The sequence below is a fragment of the Ruegeria sp. AF5 genome, from assembly GCF_056541905.1.
Map to the genome: position 1 here is coordinate 266,372 of NZ_JBQFYZ010000003.1, position 19,880 is coordinate 286,251.

General features: G+C 56.6%; 21 protein-coding genes. 11 read left to right on the plus strand and 10 right to left on the minus strand.

Going from position 1 to position 19,880, the window contains the following annotated elements; all coding sequences use genetic code 11:
- Nucleotides 1-33: 33 nt before the first annotated feature.
- On the plus strand, nt 34-579 hold the full coding sequence (locus tag ACR0DS_RS07535) for a carboxymuconolactone decarboxylase family protein (RefSeq protein WP_480558434.1): 546 nt from the start codon (nt 34-36) through the stop codon (nt 577-579).
- Here the strand turns inward: ACR0DS_RS07535 and mnmA are convergent.
- On the minus strand, nt 576-1,721 hold the full coding sequence (gene mnmA / locus ACR0DS_RS07540; RefSeq protein ID WP_480481014.1) for a tRNA 2-thiouridine(34) synthase MnmA: 1,146 nt from the start codon (nt 1,719-1,721) through the stop codon (nt 576-578). The genes ACR0DS_RS07535 and mnmA overlap by 4 nt on opposite strands.
- Before the next feature lie 128 nt (nt 1,722-1,849).
- Between mnmA and sciP the strand changes: the two genes are divergently transcribed.
- The 5 genes from sciP (at nt 1,850) to ACR0DS_RS07565 (ending at nt 7,643) form a co-directional block, all read left to right on the plus strand.
- Nucleotides 1,850-2,143: a CtrA inhibitor SciP gene (gene sciP / locus ACR0DS_RS07545; RefSeq protein ID WP_480558432.1), complete on the plus strand. Its 294-nt coding sequence runs from the start codon at nt 1,850-1,852 to the stop codon at nt 2,141-2,143.
- Between the two features lie 85 nt (nt 2,144-2,228).
- Nucleotides 2,229-2,945, plus strand: coding sequence for a response regulator transcription factor CtrA (gene ctrA / locus ACR0DS_RS07550; RefSeq protein ID WP_267364745.1), 717 nt, complete (start codon nt 2,229-2,231; stop codon nt 2,943-2,945).
- Between the two features lie 123 nt (nt 2,946-3,068).
- Nucleotides 3,069-5,321, plus strand: a complete 2,253-nt coding sequence (gene ligA, locus ACR0DS_RS07555) for an NAD-dependent DNA ligase LigA (protein WP_480558430.1) — start codon at nt 3,069-3,071, stop codon at nt 5,319-5,321.
- A complete protein-coding gene (gene recG, locus ACR0DS_RS07560) occupies nt 5,318-7,408 on the plus strand; it encodes an ATP-dependent DNA helicase RecG (protein ID WP_480545589.1) in 2,091 nt (696 codons plus the stop codon). Before ligA ends, recG begins: the two co-directional genes overlap by 4 nt.
- 112 nt (nt 7,409-7,520) lie before the next feature.
- On the plus strand, nt 7,521-7,643 hold the full coding sequence (locus ACR0DS_RS07565; protein ID WP_267366389.1) for a hypothetical protein: 123 nt from the start codon (nt 7,521-7,523) through the stop codon (nt 7,641-7,643).
- Nucleotides 7,644-7,827: 184 nt separating this feature from the next.
- Here ACR0DS_RS07565 and ACR0DS_RS07570 read toward each other — a convergent pair whose 3' ends face one another.
- Nucleotides 7,828-8,466 (minus strand): MarC family protein, encoded by a 639-nt coding sequence (locus ACR0DS_RS07570; protein ID WP_267366387.1) that lies wholly within the window; start codon nt 8,464-8,466, stop codon nt 7,828-7,830.
- A 58-nt stretch (nt 8,467-8,524) separates the two neighbouring features.
- Nucleotides 8,525-8,977 carry an iron-sulfur cluster assembly scaffold protein gene (locus ACR0DS_RS07575; protein ID WP_267366385.1) on the minus strand — a complete coding sequence of 151 codons (453 nt, stop codon included), beginning with the start codon at nt 8,975-8,977 and terminating at the stop codon, nt 8,525-8,527.
- A 48-nt stretch (nt 8,978-9,025) separates the two neighbouring features.
- Between ACR0DS_RS07575 and hisI the strand changes: the two genes are divergently transcribed.
- Nucleotides 9,026-9,415 (plus strand): phosphoribosyl-AMP cyclohydrolase, encoded by a 390-nt coding sequence (gene hisI, locus ACR0DS_RS07580; protein WP_480481004.1) that lies wholly within the window; start codon nt 9,026-9,028, stop codon nt 9,413-9,415.
- Nucleotides 9,416-9,419: 4 nt separating this feature from the next.
- On the opposite strand, the gene gluQRS is transcribed toward hisI, so the two are convergent.
- The 4 genes from gluQRS to ACR0DS_RS07600 all read right to left on the minus strand — a co-directional run bounded on the left by gluQRS (nt 9,420) and on the right by ACR0DS_RS07600 (nt 13,331).
- A complete protein-coding gene (gluQRS, locus tag ACR0DS_RS07585) occupies nt 9,420-10,301 on the minus strand; it encodes a tRNA glutamyl-Q(34) synthetase GluQRS (RefSeq protein WP_480558428.1) in 882 nt (293 codons plus the stop codon).
- Nucleotides 10,298-10,912 (minus strand): class I SAM-dependent DNA methyltransferase, encoded by a 615-nt coding sequence (locus ACR0DS_RS07590; RefSeq protein WP_480505215.1) that lies wholly within the window; start codon nt 10,910-10,912, stop codon nt 10,298-10,300. The genes gluQRS and ACR0DS_RS07590 overlap by 4 nt, the downstream gene beginning before the upstream one ends.
- Nucleotides 10,913-10,949: 37 nt before the next feature.
- A complete protein-coding gene (gene trmFO / locus ACR0DS_RS07595) occupies nt 10,950-12,290 on the minus strand; it encodes a methylenetetrahydrofolate--tRNA-(uracil(54)-C(5))-methyltransferase (FADH(2)-oxidizing) TrmFO (RefSeq protein ID WP_480558426.1) in 1,341 nt (446 codons plus the stop codon).
- A 255-nt stretch (nt 12,291-12,545) separates the two neighbouring features.
- Entirely contained in the window at nt 12,546-13,331 is a 786-nt protein-coding gene (locus ACR0DS_RS07600; RefSeq protein ID WP_480558424.1) for an enoyl-CoA hydratase, read from the minus strand.
- Between the two features lie 58 nt (nt 13,332-13,389).
- Between ACR0DS_RS07600 and ACR0DS_RS07605 the strand changes: the two genes are divergently transcribed.
- On the plus strand, nt 13,390-13,833 hold the full coding sequence (locus ACR0DS_RS07605; RefSeq protein ID WP_480558422.1) for a PaaI family thioesterase: 444 nt from the start codon (nt 13,390-13,392) through the stop codon (nt 13,831-13,833).
- A gap of 60 nt (nt 13,834-13,893) precedes the next feature.
- Here ACR0DS_RS07605 and ACR0DS_RS07610 read toward each other — a convergent pair whose 3' ends face one another.
- Nucleotides 13,894-14,121, minus strand: a complete 228-nt coding sequence (locus tag ACR0DS_RS07610) for a DUF1127 domain-containing protein (RefSeq protein WP_480472702.1) — start codon at nt 14,119-14,121, stop codon at nt 13,894-13,896.
- Nucleotides 14,122-14,220: 99 nt separating this feature from the next.
- Here ACR0DS_RS07610 and ACR0DS_RS07615 point away from each other — a divergent pair, with 99 nt between their 5' ends.
- From ACR0DS_RS07615 to rpsI, 3 genes are all read left to right on the plus strand, one after another.
- A complete protein-coding gene (locus ACR0DS_RS07615) occupies nt 14,221-15,624 on the plus strand; it encodes an aminotransferase-like domain-containing protein (protein ID WP_480558420.1) in 1,404 nt (467 codons plus the stop codon).
- 161 nt (nt 15,625-15,785) lie between these two features.
- Complete coding sequence (rplM, locus tag ACR0DS_RS07620; RefSeq protein WP_209503960.1) at nt 15,786-16,244, plus strand: 50S ribosomal protein L13; 459 nt, start codon at nt 15,786-15,788, stop codon at nt 16,242-16,244.
- A gap of 6 nt (nt 16,245-16,250) precedes the next feature.
- A complete protein-coding gene (rpsI, locus tag ACR0DS_RS07625) occupies nt 16,251-16,736 on the plus strand; it encodes a 30S ribosomal protein S9 (RefSeq protein ID WP_209503959.1) in 486 nt (161 codons plus the stop codon).
- A 68-nt stretch (nt 16,737-16,804) separates the two neighbouring features.
- On the opposite strand, the gene ACR0DS_RS07630 is transcribed toward rpsI, so the two are convergent.
- A complete protein-coding gene (locus ACR0DS_RS07630) occupies nt 16,805-17,965 on the minus strand; it encodes an ABC transporter substrate-binding protein (protein ID WP_480558418.1) in 1,161 nt (386 codons plus the stop codon).
- Nucleotides 17,966-17,990: 25 nt separating this feature from the next.
- A complete protein-coding gene (locus ACR0DS_RS07635; RefSeq protein ID WP_480558416.1) occupies nt 17,991-19,877 on the minus strand; it encodes an AMP-dependent synthetase/ligase in 1,887 nt (628 codons plus the stop codon).
- Nucleotides 19,878-19,880: the final 3 nt, after the last annotated feature.

Here is a 19,880-nt window from a genome sequence, read left to right on the forward strand (position 1 = left end):
TTAAGATATCCTCGCTGAAAAGGAGATTTCATCATGACCCGCATCCCCCCTTTGTCAGACCCTGAGATGGCAGACGAGACACGCGCGTCACATGCGGCTTTGGGTGCTTATGGCCCGTTCGACAATTGGGCCCGGGTTGCCGCACATTGCCCACCGGTTCTGGAACATGTCGCAGGGATGTTGACGGCGTTGCGGGAGCAGCAAACCTTGCCGCGTCGGGCGCTGGAACTAGCCATGGTGACGGTTTCCAAACTAAACGCCTGTGAATACTGTGTCTCGCATCATACTCCGCTGTTGACGGTTGCAGGTCTCAGCCCCGAAGGCGCGGCGCGCCTGCCAGATGTCGAAAACCACCCCGAACTGGACGCGTGCGACAAGGCTGTCGTGCGATACGCCGAGGCGGTGACGACACGATCAGGCCGCATGCGCGACGCTGAGGTTTCCGACCTGCGGGACTGGTTCAGCGATGCCCAGATTGTCGAGTTAACCTGGCGCATCGCATTGTGCGGTGCATTCAACCGGTTCAACGATGCGCTTCAGATCCAGATCGAACCCGAGGTTGAACCTGTTTCAGCCTAGTACCCGCGCCAGATCCAGCCACCGCCAAAGATGCGGCTGCCTTCCGAGGCATAGAAGACGCAGGCCTGACCGGGCGAGATGCCTTCTTCGGGTGTCAGCAATTCCACCTCAGCAGTGGTGTCGGACAGCGGTCGAATAATGGCCTCGCGCGGGGGGCGGGTCGAACGGACCTTGACTGACAGGTGCCATTCTTCGCGCGATGTGAAGGCTTCATCGCCCAGCCAGTTGATCTCACGCACGGGAACGACACGCGTTGCCAGCATCTCTTTGGGGCCGACAACGACCTGTTTTTTGTCCACGTCCAGCTTGACCACATAAAGCGGCTCGCTCAGGCCGCCGATGCCCAAGCCGCGCCTTTGGCCGATCGTGTAATGGATCACCCCGTTATGCTGTGCCAGAACGCGGCCATCGGCATGAACAATCTCACCCGGTTCCGCAGCACCGGGGCGCAGCTTTTCAATGACGCTGGCATAATTGCCGTCGGGCACAAAGCAGATGTCCTGACTGTCGGGTTTGTCCGCCACAGACAACCCATATTGAGCCGCCATTTCGCGGGTCGCGTCTTTTGAGGGCAGGTGACCCAACGGGAAGCGCAGGAAATCAAGCTGTTCCGGCGTCGTCGAAAACAGGAAATAGGATTGGTCCCGGTTGGCATCTTCGGCGCTGTGCAGTTCCGGGCCGTTTGGCCCCATCTTGCGTTGGATATAGTGCCCGGTGGCCATACAGTCGGCCTCAAGATCCTTGGCGGTTTCCAGAAGGTCCTTGAATTTTACGCGCTCGTTGCAGCGAATGCAGGGGACGGGTGTTGCGCCTGCCAGATAGCTTTCCGCAAATTCATCGATCACCGCGTCCTTGAAGATGTTTTCATAGTCCAGAACATAATGGGGAAATCCACGCTCTTCCGCTACGCGGCGCGCATCGTGGATATCGATCCCGGCACAGCACGCCCCTTTCTTGGCCAAAGCCGCGCCATGGTCATAGAGTTGCAGTGTCACCCCCACCACATCATAGCCCTGATCGGCCAAGTAAGCCGCGACGACGGAGCTATCGACGCCCCCTGACATGGCCACAACCACCCGCGTTTCCGAGGGCGGTTTGGCAAAGCCAAGCGAGTTCAGCGGGGTCTCGGTGTCGAGGGCCATTGGCGGTTCCTGTCCGGGTTAAGAAAGACCGGCAGAATATAGGAAAATTCTACACACTCTCAAGGGGCGGTTTCATACGACCTTAAGTAGGCTGGTGCCAGCTTTGATGCAGCAAAAAGGGTAAAGCGATGTATTTGCACAAAGTGGAAGGGCCAAGGTCTGTTTCTCTGCCGGATGGATCCATACTGACGCGCGCCGATCTGCCGCCGACAAGCACTAGGCGGTGGGTAGCTTCACGCAAGATTCTGGTCGTGCGTGGGGTACTTTACGGGCTGATCAGCCTGTCTGAGGCAAAACAGAAATACGGCATCAGCGACGAAGAATTCAACGGCTGGGTTTCCCTGGTCGCGGAACACGGTGCCGAGGCTTTGAAAGCCACGGCCTTAAAAAAGTATCGACAACCTAAAGGCGAGCGAGAATAAATGATTCAACGGTAACGTCAGATTAACCATTCTTGGTCAGGTTTGATTTTAATTGGAATTATTGACCCGAATTGGAGCAGTGAAAATGCGTATACTTCTTGTCGAGGATGATCCGACCACGTCTAAAAGCATCGAACTGATGCTGACGCATGCGAACCTAAACGTTTATGCAACGGATCTTGGCGAAGAAGGTATCGATCTGGCAAAGCTCTACGATTACGACCTGATCTTGCTGGACCTGAACCTGCCGGACATGAACGGGCATGAAGTGTTGCGCCAGCTACGGATTGCCCGTGTGGAAACACCGATCCTGATCCTTTCGGGCGCAGATGATACGGACAGCAAGATCAAAGGTTTCGGGTTTGGCGCGGATGACTATCTGACCAAACCCTTCCACCGCGAAGAACTGGTGGCCCGCATTCATGCCATAATTCGCCGGTCGAAAGGGCATTCGCAGTCCATCATCCACACAGGTCGCGTGGCTGTAAATCTGGACGCCAAGACCGTTGAGGTGGACGGAAAAACCGTGCACCTGACAGGAAAAGAATACCAGATGCTGGAATTGCTCAGCTTGCGTAAGGGTACGACTCTGACCAAGGAAATGTTTCTGAATCACTTATACGGCGGCATGGATGAACCCGAGCTGAAAATCATCGACGTCTTCATCTGCAAACTGCGCAAAAAGCTCAGCAATGCAACCGGTGGCGAGAATTATATCGAAACCGTTTGGGGGCGGGGCTACGTGTTGCGCGACCCGCAAAGCAACACTCTGGACGAGACGCGAATGGCGGTCGGCCTCTGATTTGAACCGTTTGTGTTGCTGGTGGTCCACGGCGGCACATTGCACTCACGGCTCAGCACATCTGGACCTGGCCATGGCCTCGCCCTATCACTGAGGTCCAAGAACGCGTGACAGGGCGAGGCCATGAGCAATTCCATTCCCATATCAGACCTGACCGATGATGAGGCGCGTGCCGAACTGGCGCGGTTGGCGGACATACTGTCCCGAGCCAACACGCTGTATCACGCAGAAGATGCGCCCGAGTTGTCGGATGCGGATTATGATGCCCTCAAACGCAGAAATGCCGAGATCGAGGCGCTTTTTCCCCACCTGAAACGTGCTGACAGCCCAACAGAACAAGTCGGGGCCAAACCGTCGGACGGGTTTTCAAAAGTTACTCATGCCGTCCGAATGATGTCACTGGGAAATGCGTTCGACGATGGGGACATTGCCGATTTCGACAGCTCGATTCGCAAATATCTGGGCCTTGATGCAGGCGCGCCGCTGGCTTTCACAGCTGAACCCAAGATTGATGGCCTGTCTTTGTCCTTGCGTTATGAGAACGGACAGCTGGTTCAGGCCGCAACGCGGGGCGACGGTGAAGTTGGCGAGAACGTAACGGCCAACGCCTGCACAGTCTCTGATATTCCACAGCAGATTGAAAACGCGCCTGACGTTCTTGAGGTTCGGGGTGAGATTTACATGTCCCACTCTGATTTCGAAGCCTTGAACACGCGACAAGGCGAACGGGGGGGCAAACCCTTTGCCAACCCGCGCAATGCAGCGGCAGGGTCACTGCGTCAGCTGGATTCGGAAATTACCCGATCCCGCCCATTGCGTTTCTTCGCCTATACCTGGGGTGAACTGTCAGAGCCTTTGGCGGATACCCAGATGGGAGCGATTGAGCGTCTTGCGACGCTTGGGTTCCCCACGAATTCCTTGACGCGCCTATGTGCCACGACTGAGGACATGATTGCTCATTACCGGGATATCGAAGCGCAGCGTGCGACTTTGGGGTATGATATCGATGGGGTCGTCTACAAGGTAAACGATCTGTCATTGCAGGCACGTTTGGGTTTCCGTTCGACGACGCCAAGATGGGCAATCGCACATAAGTTCCCAGCCGAACTGGCCTGGACCAGATTGGAGGCGATTGACATTCAGGTTGGTCGTACAGGGGCGCTCAGCCCTGTGGCACGGTTGCATCCTGTAACGGTTGGCGGGGTGGTCGTCTCCAATGCCACTTTGCACAACGAGGATTATATCGCTGGGCGCGACGCCAAAGGCGGCACGATCCGTGATGGAAAAGATATCCGAGTGGGCGATTGGGTTCAGGTCTATCGCGCGGGCGACGTGATCCCCAAACTGTCGGATGTCGACTTGTCCAAACGCCCCGCCGATGCACGCCCCTTTGCCTTTCCGACACATTGCCCCGAATGCGAGAGCGATGCGATCCGCGAAGAAGGCGACGCGGTTCGACGGTGCACCGGCGGCCTGATCTGTCCTGCGCAGGCCGTTGAAAAGCTGAAACATTTCGTGTCGCGCAAAGCCTTTGATATAGAAGGGCTGGGTGCAAAACAGATTGAAATGTTCTATGGTGATCCAACCCTTCCGATCAATGCGCCAGCTGATATCTTCACGCTGGAACAGCGGGACTCAGCTAGTCTGACGCGGTTGAAAAACCGGGACGGGTGGGGCGAAACATCCGCCAGGAACCTGTTCGAAGCCATTGATGAAAAACGGAAGATTCCCTTTGCGCGCTTGTTGTTCGCACTGGGCATTCGACATGTTGGTGAAGTGGGCGCGCGTGATCTGGCACTTTTTTACCGCGACTGGGATGCAATGGCGCTGGCGTTAGACACTGCACGCCCGGCTGCGCTGGCCCAAAGGCGGGCGGATGAGGCGGAAGATGCCGAGCGTGCGGCAGCGCAGCTTGAAGGGCGTCGCGCACGCGTGAAAGAAGTGCGGGACGCAGCCATCGCGGATGCCAATGTCGGTGCCGATGCCAATGCCGCCTGGACAGAGCTGATCGGCATCGACGGTATTGGCGCAACACTTGGCCTTTCATTGTCGGACGCATTTGCCAATGAAGAGGAAAGACGGGCTTTCGACACGCTGCGCAGCGAATTGACGGTTATCGCCCCCGACGCGCCAGCCTCGGACAGTCCGGTCGCGGGTAAAACCGTAGTGTTCACCGGAACGCTGGAAAAGATGACCCGCGCCGAGGCGAAAGCGCGGGCCGAGGCGTTGGGCGCCAAGGTTTCCGGCTCTGTCAGCAAGAAAACCGATATTCTGGTCGCGGGTCCCGGGGCCGGGTCAAAGGCGAAAAAGGCAGCGGAACTTGGGATCGAAACTTTGGACGAGGATGGCTGGCTTCAGCTGATAGAAGGCGCATGAGCGGACGGCCCGAACAGCTTTTCCCGCTATTTGCGGGGCTGGAAACGTTGGATGGCGTCGGCCCCAAGACCGCACAAGCCATGGCGCAGACCGGGGTGGAATCCCCGCGCGATGTTCTGTTCAGCCTGCCTTATGCCGTGGTGGATCGGCGCAGGCGGGATTCAATACAGGGGGTGGACCTGCCGGCCACTCTGACCGTGGAAGTGACAGTTGGCCCGCACAGACCGCCCCGCAGCAAGGGGGGGGCCTACCGCGTTCATGTCGAAGACAGTCAGGCCGATTTCCAGCTGGTCTTCTTCCACGCACGTGGTGAGTATCTGAAGAAAGTGTTGCCACAAGGATCACGCCGCGTGGTTTCCGGCAAGTTGGAACTGTTCGACGGTATGGCGCAGATGGTGCATCCGGACCACATGCTGCCCGTTGAACAAGCAGGAGATATCCCGGAATTCGAACCGGTTTACCACCTGACGCAAGGGCTGACGCAGAAAACAGCGTTCAAGGCCAGCCGCAGCGCATTGGCACGCGCACCCGAACTTGAGGAATGGATCGATCCGGCGCAGGTGTCGCAGCAAAACTGGCCGAACTGGTCCGCGGCCATTCACGCCGGTCACAATCCGCGCGGCGCGGATGATGTAGCGCCGTTTGCCCCTGCACGTCAGAGGTTGGCGTATGACGAGTTGTTTGCGCATCAGCTGACGCTCGCTCTGGCCCGGCAGCGAGAGCGCAAGTCGCGGGGGATCGTCAGCGTGGGAACCGGGGTACTGCAATCGAAAGTGCTGACAAGCCTTCCATATCGCCCGACTGGCGCACAAACGCGCGCCATTGATGAGATTTCAGCTGATATGGCGTCTGACGCCCGAATGAACCGGCTGTTACAGGGCGACGTCGGCGCCGGTAAGACGCTGGTGGCCTTCATGGCCCTTCTGATCGCGGTTGAGGCAGGCGGGCAGGGCGTGATGATGGCCCCAACCGAAATTCTGGCGCGCCAGCATCTGGAAGGATTGCGCCCCCTGGCCGAACAGGCCGGAGTGGTTCTGGAACTGCTCACCGGGCGTGATAAGGGCGCGGAGCGGCGTGCCAAGCTTGAGGCGCTTAAACAAGGCGATATTCACATTCTGGTTGGCACACATGCAGTGTTTCAAAGCGATGTTGAATTCAAGGCGCTGAGATTGGCCATCGTCGACGAACAGCACCGGTTTGGCGTGCGGCAGAGGATGGAGTTGTCGGAAAAAGGCAAGGGGGCAGATGTTCTGGTAATGACTGCCACCCCCATCCCGCGCAGTCTGGCGCTGGCGCAATATGGCGACATGGATGTTTCGGTGCTGGATGAAAAGCCTCCGGGGCGAAAACCGATCAAAACGGCGATTGTCAACACACAGCGCATGGACGAAGTCATAGCCCACCTGCGGCGTGCGATTGATGAGGGGCGACAGTGTTACTGGGTGTGCCCTCTGGTCGACGAATCCGAAGTTTCGGACCTGACAGCGGCCGAGGAACGCTTCAAACGCCTGCGGGCCATTTTGGGTGAGGGCGTTGTGGGGCTGGTTCATGGTCAGATGCCACCAGCCGACAAAGACGCCGCGATGAGCGCATTTCATAATGGGAAAACAAAGGTCCTTGTTGCCACGACGGTGATCGAGGTTGGCGTGAACGTACCCAACGCAACGATCATGGTCATTGAACGGGCCGAGATCTTTGGGCTGGCGCAATTGCACCAGTTGCGGGGGCGCGTCGGGCGCGGGGATGCGGAATCCACCTGTTTGCTGATGTATCAACCACCGCTCAGCGAGGGAGGGCGCAAGCGGCTGGAGGTTCTGCGCGAGACAGAGGATGGCTTCCGAATCTCGGAAACTGACCTTGAGATGCGAGGCGCGGGCGATCTGATCGGAACTGCGCAATCCGGGTTGCCAAAATTCCATATCGCGGATCTGGAACGTCAGGCAGGATTGATGGCCGTCGCCCAATCCGATGCGCGGGCGCTGCTAACGACCGATCCCAAACTGACTTCGGACAGGGGACGGGCCGCACGTGTACTTTTGTGGCTGATGAAACAGGATCAGGCGATCCGTTTGATTTCAGTGGGTTAGCTGTAACGCTCCCTAAAGTTCACAAATGTTCTCAAAAAGTTCTTTACCTGTGCTTGGAAATATGAGAACAAAAGGTCAACAAAGGATTAAAACTCTGACTGGAGGTGACCCTATGCTGACCCAGATCAAGACCGCTTTCAGCCGCGCGCAATCGACCATCCTGCAGGATGCCGTTGGCGTGTTGTCTTTGGTCGTGATGCTGATGGTGGCCCTTCACCTGCCGGTTGGTTTCTAAGCCTTTCTGCCTGCGATCTCGTGCCGAAAAATCCGCGCTGTCATCCCCATTTCAGTCAAGGGTGACCTGCCTGTCCCAAACCCCTTGAGGGGCCATGCCTCGGCCCCGCGCGGTACACCGGACCCCACACGAGACACGCAATACCTGCCGCCGCCCTTTCGCCCGGAAAGCGCGGCGGCTTTTTTTACAATTGGCCGGTTTTGAAGATTTCCAACAGCGCGGACAGGACTGAGTTGGCAGCAACCGAGGCCAAGATCATGCCCATGACACGGCTGATGATTGCCGCGCCTGAATGACCGATCAGCCGGATGATGGGCTCGGCCAAAAGCATCAGTACAAACGCAACCAGCAATACGGAAAGCATGACAAGCGCTGTGATACCCTGATCCGCGATGCTGTAACGGTGGTTGTCAGTCAGGATAACGATTGCCAGCATTGCGCCGGGGGATGCCAGTGAAGGCACGGCAAGCGGGAAAATCGCCGGGTTCTGCTGGTGATACGCGTCTTCACGATCTTCTTCGGCTTGCCGTTGTTCGATCTCTTGTTTGCTTTCACCAAAGATCATCGTCAGGGCAAACAGAAACAGGATAATGCCGCCAGCGACCTGAAACGAATTCAACCCGATATCCAGCGCTTCGATCAGCACCTGACCAAATACAAGGAAGAACAGCAATACGGCAGCACTTATCACGGCTGCTAACATCGCTGTCCGCCGCCGGCCTGCCGCGTCCAATCCGGCCGTAACTGCAATGAAAACGGGAATTGTTCCAATCGGGTCGATAACGACCCAAAGCGTCACGAAATGCTCGAGCAAATTATTCAAACCCATCCCTCCTGAAATCTGGGCAGAGGGTAAACGGGTTTACGCCAAATAGCTATAATCAGGCGCAGTTTGCCTGTTCAGCCTGCGCCATGGCCTCAGCCGTGGCATCCAGAACCAGCAGGATCGACGCGTGGCGGTTTTTATAATCCCGTGCGGGCATAAGCACCTCAAGCCCATCAAACGGCGCATCAGGTGCAGGGCCGCCAGTCTTGAGCATGGCCGCCAACTGATCGCGCGCAGCTTCGACCTGCGCCCGCGACGCGCCAATTATCGCTTCCCCAACGACCGAGGCGGACGCTTGCCCCAAAGCGCAGGCTTTGACGTCCTGACCAAAGGCACTGATCTGACCATCGCGAACCTTGATGTCCACAGTTACAGTCGATCCGCATAAAGGTGAGCGTTTCTTGACGGTTGCATCGGGATCTTCCAGTCGCTCAAGATGCGGAATATCCGCAGCCAGCGCCAGAATGCGCCCAGAGTACAGCTTAATCAGGTCGTTCTCGCCGCTCATGGCTTTCCCTCGTCGTGTGTTACCCATACATAGTGGCGAGCCCACCGGATGCAAAAGGTTTTTGAGATGTCTGACCCAGTCGTGTTTGATCCTTCTACTTTGAGATTTAATGAGGCGGGTCTGATCCCGGCGATTGCGCAGGATGAAACATCAGGCGAGGTTCTGATGATGGCATGGATGAATGTACAGGCGGTTGAAAAGACCCTCGAAACCGGGCGGGTGACCTATTGGTCACGCTCGCGGCAGGCTTTCTGGATCAAGGGCGAAACCTCGGGCCATGTGCAGGAATTGGTGGATTTCCGGATCGATTGCGACCGGGACTGCCTATTGGTTCTCGTCCGTCAAACCGGAGCAGCCTGTCATACCAACCGACGAACCTGTTTTTTTACCGCCGTTCGGGGTGGGGTGGAAACTGAACTGATGGCGCCAATGGAATAGGGGGTCAAAGCCCAACCATTCGGCGTATGTCATCTGGGCTAGCTCCGTCGGCCCGGTACTTTGCAATTGCGCGGGCATCGTCGCGTTTGGCCAGCCGTTTGCCGGCATCATCGCGGATCAGATCATGATGGAAATACTCGGGTGTCGGTAGGTTCAACAACGCCTGCAAAAGAACGTGGATGCGGGTTGCTTCGAACAAGTCCCGCCCTCGAACCACCTGTGTTACGCCCTGAGCGGCATCGTCAAGCACAACGGACAAGTGATACGACGTCCCCATGTCGCGGCGGGACAGAACTACATCACCTATGGTGGTAACTACCTCATCAGGCGTGAAAGTGATAATGCCGGTTTCGCCGTCCGGACCCGATCCCAACTCAAGAAATTGGTACCTGTCCAGGTTGCAGACCGCCTGACACGCCTTGACCACGTCCAATCGCAAGGGGTCCTGAGTTGGACGAGGAAGGTTCGATAAATCTTTGCCAGCAAACCTTTTTCGACAGGTCCCGGGATAAACAAGCCCGTCGGGTCCAAGCATGGGTGCGCCTTCCTGCGGCGCACCGGCTGCTGCTGCGATATCTTTGCGATTACACGTGCACGGATACAAAAGCCCCTGCGCCCATAGCTGGTCCAGCGCCTTATGGTAAACGACCATACGATCAGATTGGCGCATCACGGGTTCTGGCCATGTCAGCCCCAGCCATCTGAGGTCTCTGTATATCTGATCCTCCCATAGCTGTCGTGAGCGGGATCGATCGATATCCTCAATTCGCAGCAGGAACCGGCCGCTTTCAGAAGCAGCCCGATCGCTGGCAACCAGCGCAGAATATGCGTGCCCAAGGTGAAGGGGGCCTGTTGGGGATGGCGCGAAGCGCGTTACGAGAGTCACGCTTTTTCTAATACATACACGTCAGAGTTAAGGTTGATACCGGGCAGGTGGGGGCCGTGTTCACGAAATAACAAACGTGCGGCCCCCATGTCGACCCAATCCGTCAGACGGCAGGTGAATTTATGGTCCGCCAACGCATGATCGTTCAGCGAAAAGCCAAGCAAACCACCCTTGGGCAACGCGTGCATCAACAAATCCAGTGTCTCGGGCGGGGCAGCACCTTTTCCGATCACTCCTATGGCTGTGATCATCGTGTACTCCCCACGCTTCAACGGCGCGGGCTTGGCGATATCGAATCCGGTCAGTGTTCGATAAACGCCCTTGCTGGCGGCTTCCTGAAGCATGTTCTCTGTTGGGTCCATCCCATCGATGACCTCGAAGCCAACAGCGCGCAGGGCAAGCCCCGACAACCCGGTGCCGCAGCCGTAGTCCAGAATTGGGGTCTGCGGCTTCGGTGCGAAAGACCACAAAGCCGCTGCTACACGGCCCGGCGTGGCGTAACCGTGTTCACCGACTTCCTTTTCATAGGTTGCAGCCCAGTTCTGATAGTGCGCTTCAGTCGCTTCAGGCGTGCCGAGGTTGTATGTGCTGTTCAGAAACGTGTCGTTCATTCCAGCATGCTAGGCCGAGTCCGCATTACGCGTCCAGTCAGCAATGTTCCAACCAGGTACTCCATTCAGCTTTGGCCCGGTCGGTATAGGCCTTGTACCGGTCTTTACGACCCCGACGCCCGCCTTTCAGGCCATCCACGGGGCGAAACAGGCCGAAATTCACGTTCATCGGCTGAAAGGTCTTAGCCTCGGCACCACCCGTAATGTGGTGAATCAAAGCACCCATTGCGCTGTCTTGCGGAACAGCGGGCAGGTCACGCCCCAAAATCTGAGCAGCGGCAAACCGACCAGCCAGCAACCCCATCGCGGCGCTTTCTACATAGCCTTCCACACCCGTGATCTGTCCAGCAAACCGAATGTTGGGTTTGGATTTCAACCGCATTTGCGAATCCAGAAGCGTGGGAGAGTTGATGAACGTATTGCGGTGAATGCCGCCCAACCGGGCAAAGCTGGCATTTTCCAAGCCAGGGATCATACGGAACACGTCGGTCTGGGCGCCGTATTTCATCTTTGTCTGGAAACCCACGATGTTAAACAAGGTGCCCAATGCGTTATCGCGGCGCAACTGCACCACTGCATGTGGTTTCACGCCGGGCTCATGCGGGTTGGTCAGCCCGACCGGTTTCATCGGACCATGGCGCAGCGTTTCGCGACCGCGTTCGGCCATAACCTCGATGGGTAGACAGCCGTCGAAGTAACCTGTTGTCTCTCCTTCGTGAAATTCAGTTTTTTCTGCTGCCAGAAGCGCGTCTATGAAGGCTTCATACTGATCCCGGTCCATCGGACAGTTCAGATAGGCTGTGCGTTCTTCTTCGGTCTCGCCCTTGTCGTAGCGTGATTGCATCCACGCTTTGCTCATGTCGATGCTCTCGGCATAGACGATCGGTGCGATGGCGTCGAAAAAGGCAAGTGCGTCAGACCCTGTCTCGGTCTGGATGGCCTGGCCCAGCGCGGGCGACGTCAGGGGGCCGGTCGCAAAGATCCACTGGCCTTCGTCGGGCAGGGTCGTCACTTCTTCGTCGGTTACCGTCACGCGCGGGTGGGCGCGAAGTTTTGCGGTCACGCTTTCTGCAAACGGGTCACGATCCACAGCCAGCGCTCCACCGGCTGGCAGGCGGTGTTCATCGGCCGTTGTCATGATCAACCCATTGGCGGCGCGCATTTCCCAATGCAGCAGGCCCACGGCATTCTGCTCATCATCATCCGAGCGGAACGAGTTCGAACACACCATTTCCGCCAGATTGCCGGTCTGGTGTGCAAAGGTGCCGATGGTCGGACGCATTTCGTGGATCACAACATCCACGTCCATTTCAGCAGCTTGCCAGGCCGCTTCTGACCCGGCCATGCCGCCGCCTACAATATGCAAAACTTGTGTCATGCGATGCCACATAGGGCAGACCACAATCGGGCGCAACTGAGGCAAAGCGGTTTCGCGAATTTTATGAAAGGGGTCTTGGGGTCGCCGCTGCGGGATTGTCAGCGCTGGTGAGAGAGACCAGCTGGAGGGACCTTCCGCCCACGGCGACCCAAAAGTGTCCTGAGGCCTTGGCCTCGACCCAGCTTTGCCACAGTGTCGCCCTTTTGAAAAGTGCAAAATTCAAAACAGTGGCGAAAAATGTGCAAAACAATTGCATTATTGGGACCAATTTGGGGGACGTTTTTCGATAAAAGCTGAAATGCCTTCTTCTGTATCCCGGTACAGCATGTTTTGCGCCATTACGTCGCCGGTATAGGCATAGGCCTGATCCAGCGGCATCAGAAGCTGTTGATAAAAAGCCTCTTTACCGATTTTGACAGCGACTCCCAGCTTGGAGGCAACCTGTTCTGCAAGCGCATTGGCTTCGTGTTCAAGCCGCGTCTCGGGGACAACGCGGTTGACCAAACCCAAATCGGCAGCACGTTCGGCTGATATGAAGTCTCCTGTTGTCAGCATCTCAAATGCCTGCTTTCTGGGGATATTGCGGCTGAGGGCCACCATTGGGGTGGAGCAGAATAAGCCGATATTAACCCCGTTCACTCCAAACCGCGTGTCTTCGGCGGCGACGGCCATGTCACAGGTTGCCACCAACTGACACCCGGCGGCGGTTGCAATGCCGTGGACCTGTGCGATGACGGGCTGGGGCAGGGACTGGATTGACATCATCACCTTCGCGCAGCGCGAAAACAGGTCATTGAAATAAGCTTTGCCGCCATCTTCGGACTGGCGTCCGGCCGTCATCTGTTTCAGATCGTGGCCAGCGCAAAATGCCTTGCCCTGACCCGCCAGGATCACTGCCCGGATCGATGTGTCTTCACGCAACGTGTCCAGTTCAGCCTGAAGCGCCGACAGCATCTCGTCACTCAGCGCGTTCAGCCGCTCTGGGGCGTTCATTGTAAGCCGCGCAACAGCGCCGGTGTCGTTACGTTCCAGAATTGCCATCTTGCCCTCCGATCCCATGTTGGGCCAACTCTAGGTCGGTATGAGCAGGAGGGAAAGCATGGCTTTGGCAATGAACCGGGACGAACTGTCACAATACCTTAAGCAGGTTTTCCCGCAGGTGCACAAAGACTTTGTTGTCGAGGACCTGACCGAAGATACAATCACAATGCGCCTTGTTGTGCAGGATCAGCATTTGCGGCCGGGGGGCACGGTTTCGGGGCCATCCATGTTTGGGTTGGCCGATGTTTGTGTATACGCAATGGTTCTGGCGCGAAAAGGGCGTCAATCCCTGGCGGTCACAACGAACAGTTCCTTGGATTTTTTGCGCAAACCAGAAGGCAACACGGACATGATCGCCAAATGTCGCCTGCTGAAACTGGGCCGGACTTTGGCCGTCGGTGACGTGCTTATGTATTCCGATGGCGCAGAAGACCCAGTTGCCAGAGCGACGATGACCTATTCCCTGCCACCTGCAGGGTCTGCAGCCGCGAAATTCGGATAAAAAAGACCGGGGACAAGCCCCGGCCCAGGAAGAGGTCCCAATAATGGGACTGGGGATCAGTTAAATCTGCCAAAAATGGCGCTTTACTTCGCGGCGCGCATCATGACGGGTCAGACCGACGTCTTTCAGCAAGCGGTCATCCAGATAACTAAGATTGACGCGGCTGCGGCGACGACGCTCCCATTGAGTGACCGCTGCCGCAAACCGCACGGCCAGTGCAGCGGCCAGAGGCAGCCGGGGGCTGTCGGTCAGCAGCAGAAGGGCGGGGGTGTGCATTGTGCGTGTCATCTCGGAATTCCTTTCAAATTGTATTGACACAAATTAGCTGTACTTGGTACACATGACTGATACATTCGAAATTGTGTCAAAAGCAAAGGAAGAATTGTAATGGATACAATTTGGCCAGAGGCGCTGTCAAAAGCTAAAGGACCGAAATACACTCTGGTTGCCGACACAATTCGAAAAGCCATAGATAACAAATCTTTGGAAGTCGGTGTCAAACTCCCTCCGGTGCGCGAACTGGCGTATCGACTGCAAATAACACCAGGTACAGTCGCGCGCGCCTATACAATCCTGACAGATGAGGGGTTGTTACAAGCCGAAGTCGGACGTGGTACATTTGTTGCGCCGCCGAAATCGCCCATTCTTGACGACGTTTGGGCGCGGCAACTGCATCTTCGCGACGACAAGTACAACGCCAATGTAAGCCTGTTTAGCCCAAGGTTGGCGGATATGGGGCAGGTGTCCCTGATCCGTGAATGTTTGAAAAAAGTGTCGCAAGCCGATCCGGGTTTGTTTCTGAATTACCCGACGCGCGATGCGTACCAGCCCGTACGACAGGCGGTTGTGGACTGGTTGTCAGATCTTCCGCTGGGTGCACTGACCCATGATGATATTGTGTTGACACATGGTGGCCAGAACGGGCTTTGCGTTGTGTTTCAGACGATCCTGCGCGGGCCCAAACCTATCGTTCTGGTCGAGGACCTGTCGTATGCCGGGTTCCGTCGCGCAGGCGAACTGATGCGCGCGGAAGTGGTCGGTGTGAAGATGGACAAATGGGGTGTCGATCCCGCAGCGTTGGAGCATGTTCTGCGCCAGACCACAGCGCAGGCCGTCTGTGTGTCACCAGAAGTTCAGAACCCAACGGGCGCGCACACACCGTTGGAGCGGAGGAAAGAGATCGTTGAGATTGCCCGTCGCTTTGATTTGCAGATCATTGAAGATGACTGCTATCGCATGGGCGACGCCCGAGAGCCCAGCTTTCGGGCGCTGGCGCCTGAACGGGGATGGCATGTGTCATCAATCTCAAAGATTCTGACACCGGCATTGCGTGTGGGTTTTGCTATCGCCCCCAGAGAAAGAAGTGTGGATTTGCGCCGGTCCGCTGAATACGGATATTTCGGACTGGCCCAACCGTTGGCGGAATTAACCCGTCATTTGCTGTCCGATCCGCGGACGCGTCAGATCGCCAAGGATGTGCGCACGCGGATGGGGGATTATCTACGCGTCGCCGTCAACACCCTGGGTGGGTTTGATTTGAACTGGGGCCCGGACGTTCCCTTTGTCTGGCTGAGCCTTCCGTCTGGCTGGCGGTCGGCTGCATTCAGTCGCGCGGCCGAGCGGGAAGGGATACAGCTCCGATCCGCCGACGAATTCGCGCTACGCGATGGGCGCGCGCCGAACGCTGTACGTATTGCCATGAATGGCCATGTGTCGCTGGAACGGTTCGAGGACGCGATGCAACGCCTGCGCGTACTATTGGACAATCCACCTGAACAAATCAGCGTTTGAAGATGGGGTAAAATAATACCTATTTTTTAAGTCTTTGTTTTTACGTATATAAATAAGACAAGTGTTGCTTGACCTGCGTGCAGGCACCTCATAAAACCCGTCCATCGAATTCGGGCCGCTCCGCTGGGGCGGTCTTTCACATCAAACAGGACTATCCTGCCATGAAAACCTTTTCTGCAACACCTGCAGACATCGACAAGAAGTGGATCCTGATCGACGCCGAAGGCGTTGTTCTGGGCCGTCTTGCTTCGATCGTCGCCATGCGCCTGCGTGGCAAGCACAAAGCGTCGTTCACCCCGAACATGGACATGGGCGACAACGTCATCGTGATCAACGCTGACAAAATCCAGATGACCGGCAAGAAGCGCGAAGAAAACTTCTATTGGCACACTGGCCACCCGGGCGGCATCAAGTCGCGCACCAAACAGCAGATTTTGGAAGGTGCGCACCCCGAGCGCGTGGTCTTCCAGGCCGTCAAGCGCATGCTGCCAGGCAACCGCCTGTCGCGCCAGCAGATGACCAACCTGCGTATCTATGCCGGTGCCGAGCACCCGCACGAGGCCCAGGCCCCCGAAGTTCTGGACGTCAAGTCCATGAACAAGAAAAACACCCGGAGCTAATGACCGATGGTTGATCAGATCAATACTCTCGAAGAGCTGAGCGCCGTCGCAGGCGTTGAAACCGTGGCCGAAGAAGTCATCGTGCGTGAACCCGTACGTGACGAGCTGGGCCGCTCCTATGCCACCGGCAAGCGTAAAGACGCTGTTGCCCGCGTCTGGATCAAGCCGGGTTCCGGCAAGGTCACCGTGAACGGCAAAGATCAGGACGTCTATTTTGCACGCCCCGTTCTGCAGCTGATCCTGCGCCAGCCGTTCCAGGTTGCCGGCGTAGAAGGTGAATTCGACGTTGTTGCAACCGTCAAAGGCGGTGGCCTGACCGGTCAGGCCGGTGCGGTTAAGCACGGCATCTCGAAAGCGCTGCAACTCTATGATCCGAACCTGCGTGGCGCACTGAAAGCCGCTGGCTTCCTGACCCGCGACAGCCGCGTTGTGGAACGTAAGAAATTCGGTAAGCGCAAAGCCCGCCGTTCGTTCCAGTTCTCGAAGCGTTAATTCGCCGGGAATACCAAAAAGAAAGGGCTCGCACTTGCGAGCCCTTTTGCTTTGCGCGGGTCAGGGATTCATTCTTCGTGAACGAGTTTCCACGCACCGTTTTCAACAACGTTGACGAACACAGTATCCGCGCCCTGATGATCCTCAGGACCATAGGTGATGTGGTTGCCAACCAGATCGTCCTGATAATCCAGCGTTTCCATCGCTGCGATGAAACTGTCCTGCGTCAGATCAGGGCCTGCGGCCTCCAACGCCTTAACCATCATTTCAGCCGCCGAATAACCCAGCATGGCAAATCCGACCGGATCTTCGCCTGTGGCTGCCTTGTATTCCTCGATAAATGCGGCCGGGGCAGGTTGATCCGCACGCGCCCAAAGATCCTGCCACGAAGCTGCCGCGTAGAATCCATCAGTCACGCCACCGGGCACCTGCGCCACGACCGTTAGGAAACTGGCCGAGGTGCCGAGAAATTTCATATCAGTCAGGCCCATTTTCTTTGCGGTGCCCACGACGGTGATTGCCTGCCGCACCCCAAGCGCCATGGTGACGATATCGCAACCCTCTTCCTTGAGCTTGCTCAGCGATCCGACAAAGTCCGTTTCATCCGGTTTATGGGTGGTTTCTGATCCAAAAGTGATCCCGGCCTCTTCGGCTCCGGCCTTGCTGCCTTCTAGAATTTCCTCACCAAAATCTGTCGGCAGGTACATGGTGCAGACCGTCTTTGAGCCAAACTCGCCTGCCAGATAGTTCACGCCAACGCGCGCCTGATCGAAATAGGTCGAGAAGGAGGTGAACTTGTTCCGCATGGGTTCCTGCAACATCTGACGCGCAGCTGTAAGAGGCGCTACGTTGGGAATGCCTTTGGGATCCAACAGCTTGAACCCTGCCATGTTCATCGGCGTGCCAAGCGATTGCAGCATGGCGAATACTTTGTCGCGATTCAGCAGTTTGTTATAGCCCTGCATGGCTCGCGGCATCTGATAGCCGTTGTCTTCGACCACGTAACGAATTTTGCGCCCGTGCACGCCGCCAGCCGCATTCACCCGATCAAAGACGACATTTGCACCTTTGGTTGCCGGAACACCAACCGCGGCAAAAATCCCGCTCAGGTCGTTGACCGAACCAATGACAATCTCATCATCGGTCACGCCCTGTGTTTGCGCCCAACCAAGTGTTGCCGATGCTGTCAGCAGTGATGCAGCCACCAGCCTGTTGCGTAATTTCTTCATCTCTTTCCTCCCGTTAATCTTTTGGTCAAGTGTACATGTCTTCGATCAGATGCCCGTGTTTCTTTTCAACCAATCCGCGTTTCAGTTTCATCGTGGCTGTAAGCTCGTCGTCTTCAGCGGTCAGCAGGACATCAATCAGACGGAAATCCTTGATCTGCTCGACCCGCGCAAATTCTGCATTCACAGCGGCAATTTCCGAACTGATCAACTGCCTGATTTCCGGTGCCGCGCATAGCGAGGCAAAATTCGAGAAGGGGATTTTATGGCCCTGCGCGTATTTTTCGACATTTTCCTGATCAATCATGATCAGTGCCGTCAGAAATTTACGCCTGTCCCCGATGATGATTGCGTCCGCGACATAATGACTGAACTTAAGGCGGCTTTCGATCTCGGCTGGGGTGATGTTCTTACCACCTGCGGTGATGATAATGTCCTTCAGGCGGCCCGTGATGGTGACATAGCCATCCTTATCTAATGTCCCCATATCTCCGGTACGCAGCCAGCCGTCGGCGGTAAAGGTTTCTGCCGTTTTCGCGTTGTTGCGCCAGTATCCCTGAAAAATGTTCAGGCCCTTCAGTTGGATTTCGCCATCGCCCGAGATACGGATGTCGCACCCTTCGACGGCTTTGCCTATGGTTCCGATCTTATTACTGTCTGTGGTGTTGAGTGTGGCAAGGCCCGAAGTTTCGGTCATCCCGAACCCTTCCACCAACGGCACGCCGATGGACCAGTACCATTTCAGCAGATCAGTCGAGATTGGGGCGGCACCTGTTCCGCCTCGTCGCAGTTTGTCCAGACCCAGCATCCGGCGCAGGTTTTTCAAAACCAGCTGATCCCAGAACCAGAATCTGGTGGCGACGCCGGATGGAACTGGTTGGCCTGCGCTCAGATATCCGGCACGGCGCGCACCAGCTTTCAATGCCAAACCGAATGCCAGCCGCCCCAAAGGCGTGGCTTCCTGTGTTAGGATCTGGACATGTGAGTAGATCTTTTCCCAAACCCTTGGCACCGCTGTGAAGGTTGTCGGCGAAACCTCCTGAAGGTTTGCAAAAACAGTTTCAGGGCTTTCGGCAAAATTGACAGTGCAGCGGGCCGCCAATGGAAAATAGACCGAGACATTACGTTCCAGAATGTGACACAGAGGCAGGAAACACAGCTGTTCATCGCTGGGCAGCGCTGGCAGCGCCCGTGCCGCGGATTCGATGGCCGCCAGAATATTTTCATGGCTAAGCATTGCGCCTTTCGGCTGACCCGTTGTTCCCGACGTATAGACCAGCAAGGCAGTGTCCTGCGGTTTGGCCAATGCAATTTCCGCTTCGAAGCGCCCGGGCTCGGCCAACTCGGCCTTGTGGCCCAAGGCGAACAGCTCGTCGATCATCATGCAGCGCGGATGGTTCAGGTCATGCAATCCTTCGTCCTCAAGGATGATTACCTTGATCAGATCGGGAACCTCGGTCTCAATTCCCAGAAACTTGTCCAGATGTTCTTCATCCTCGACAATCAGAAACCGGCTGCCGCTGTCGTTGATCAGATACTGCAACTGACTGGCGGAATCCGTGGTGTAGACGCCGGAAGCGATACCGCCAACGCCCTGAATACCCATGTCGAGCCAGGCCCATTCCTTGCGATCTTCGGACAGGATTGAAACCACATCGCCGCGTTCCAGTCCCAGCTTGCGCAAGGCCAGCCCGATCCATTTGGCATGCTGCCAGTAATCGGCCCAGGAATAGGATTTCCAGATACCCAGGTCCTTTTCGCGATGCGCCGTTCGGCTGCCCAGTTCGGCACATCGGCTTTGGAACAACTCGGCAATGGTGATGCAGCCATCAACTCGTACCGGGCGCTGTCCTGCTGTTGCGTTGAACTGAACGCCGTTTATCACGACCTGAGGGGGGAGGGGCGTGGCGTCCATCCG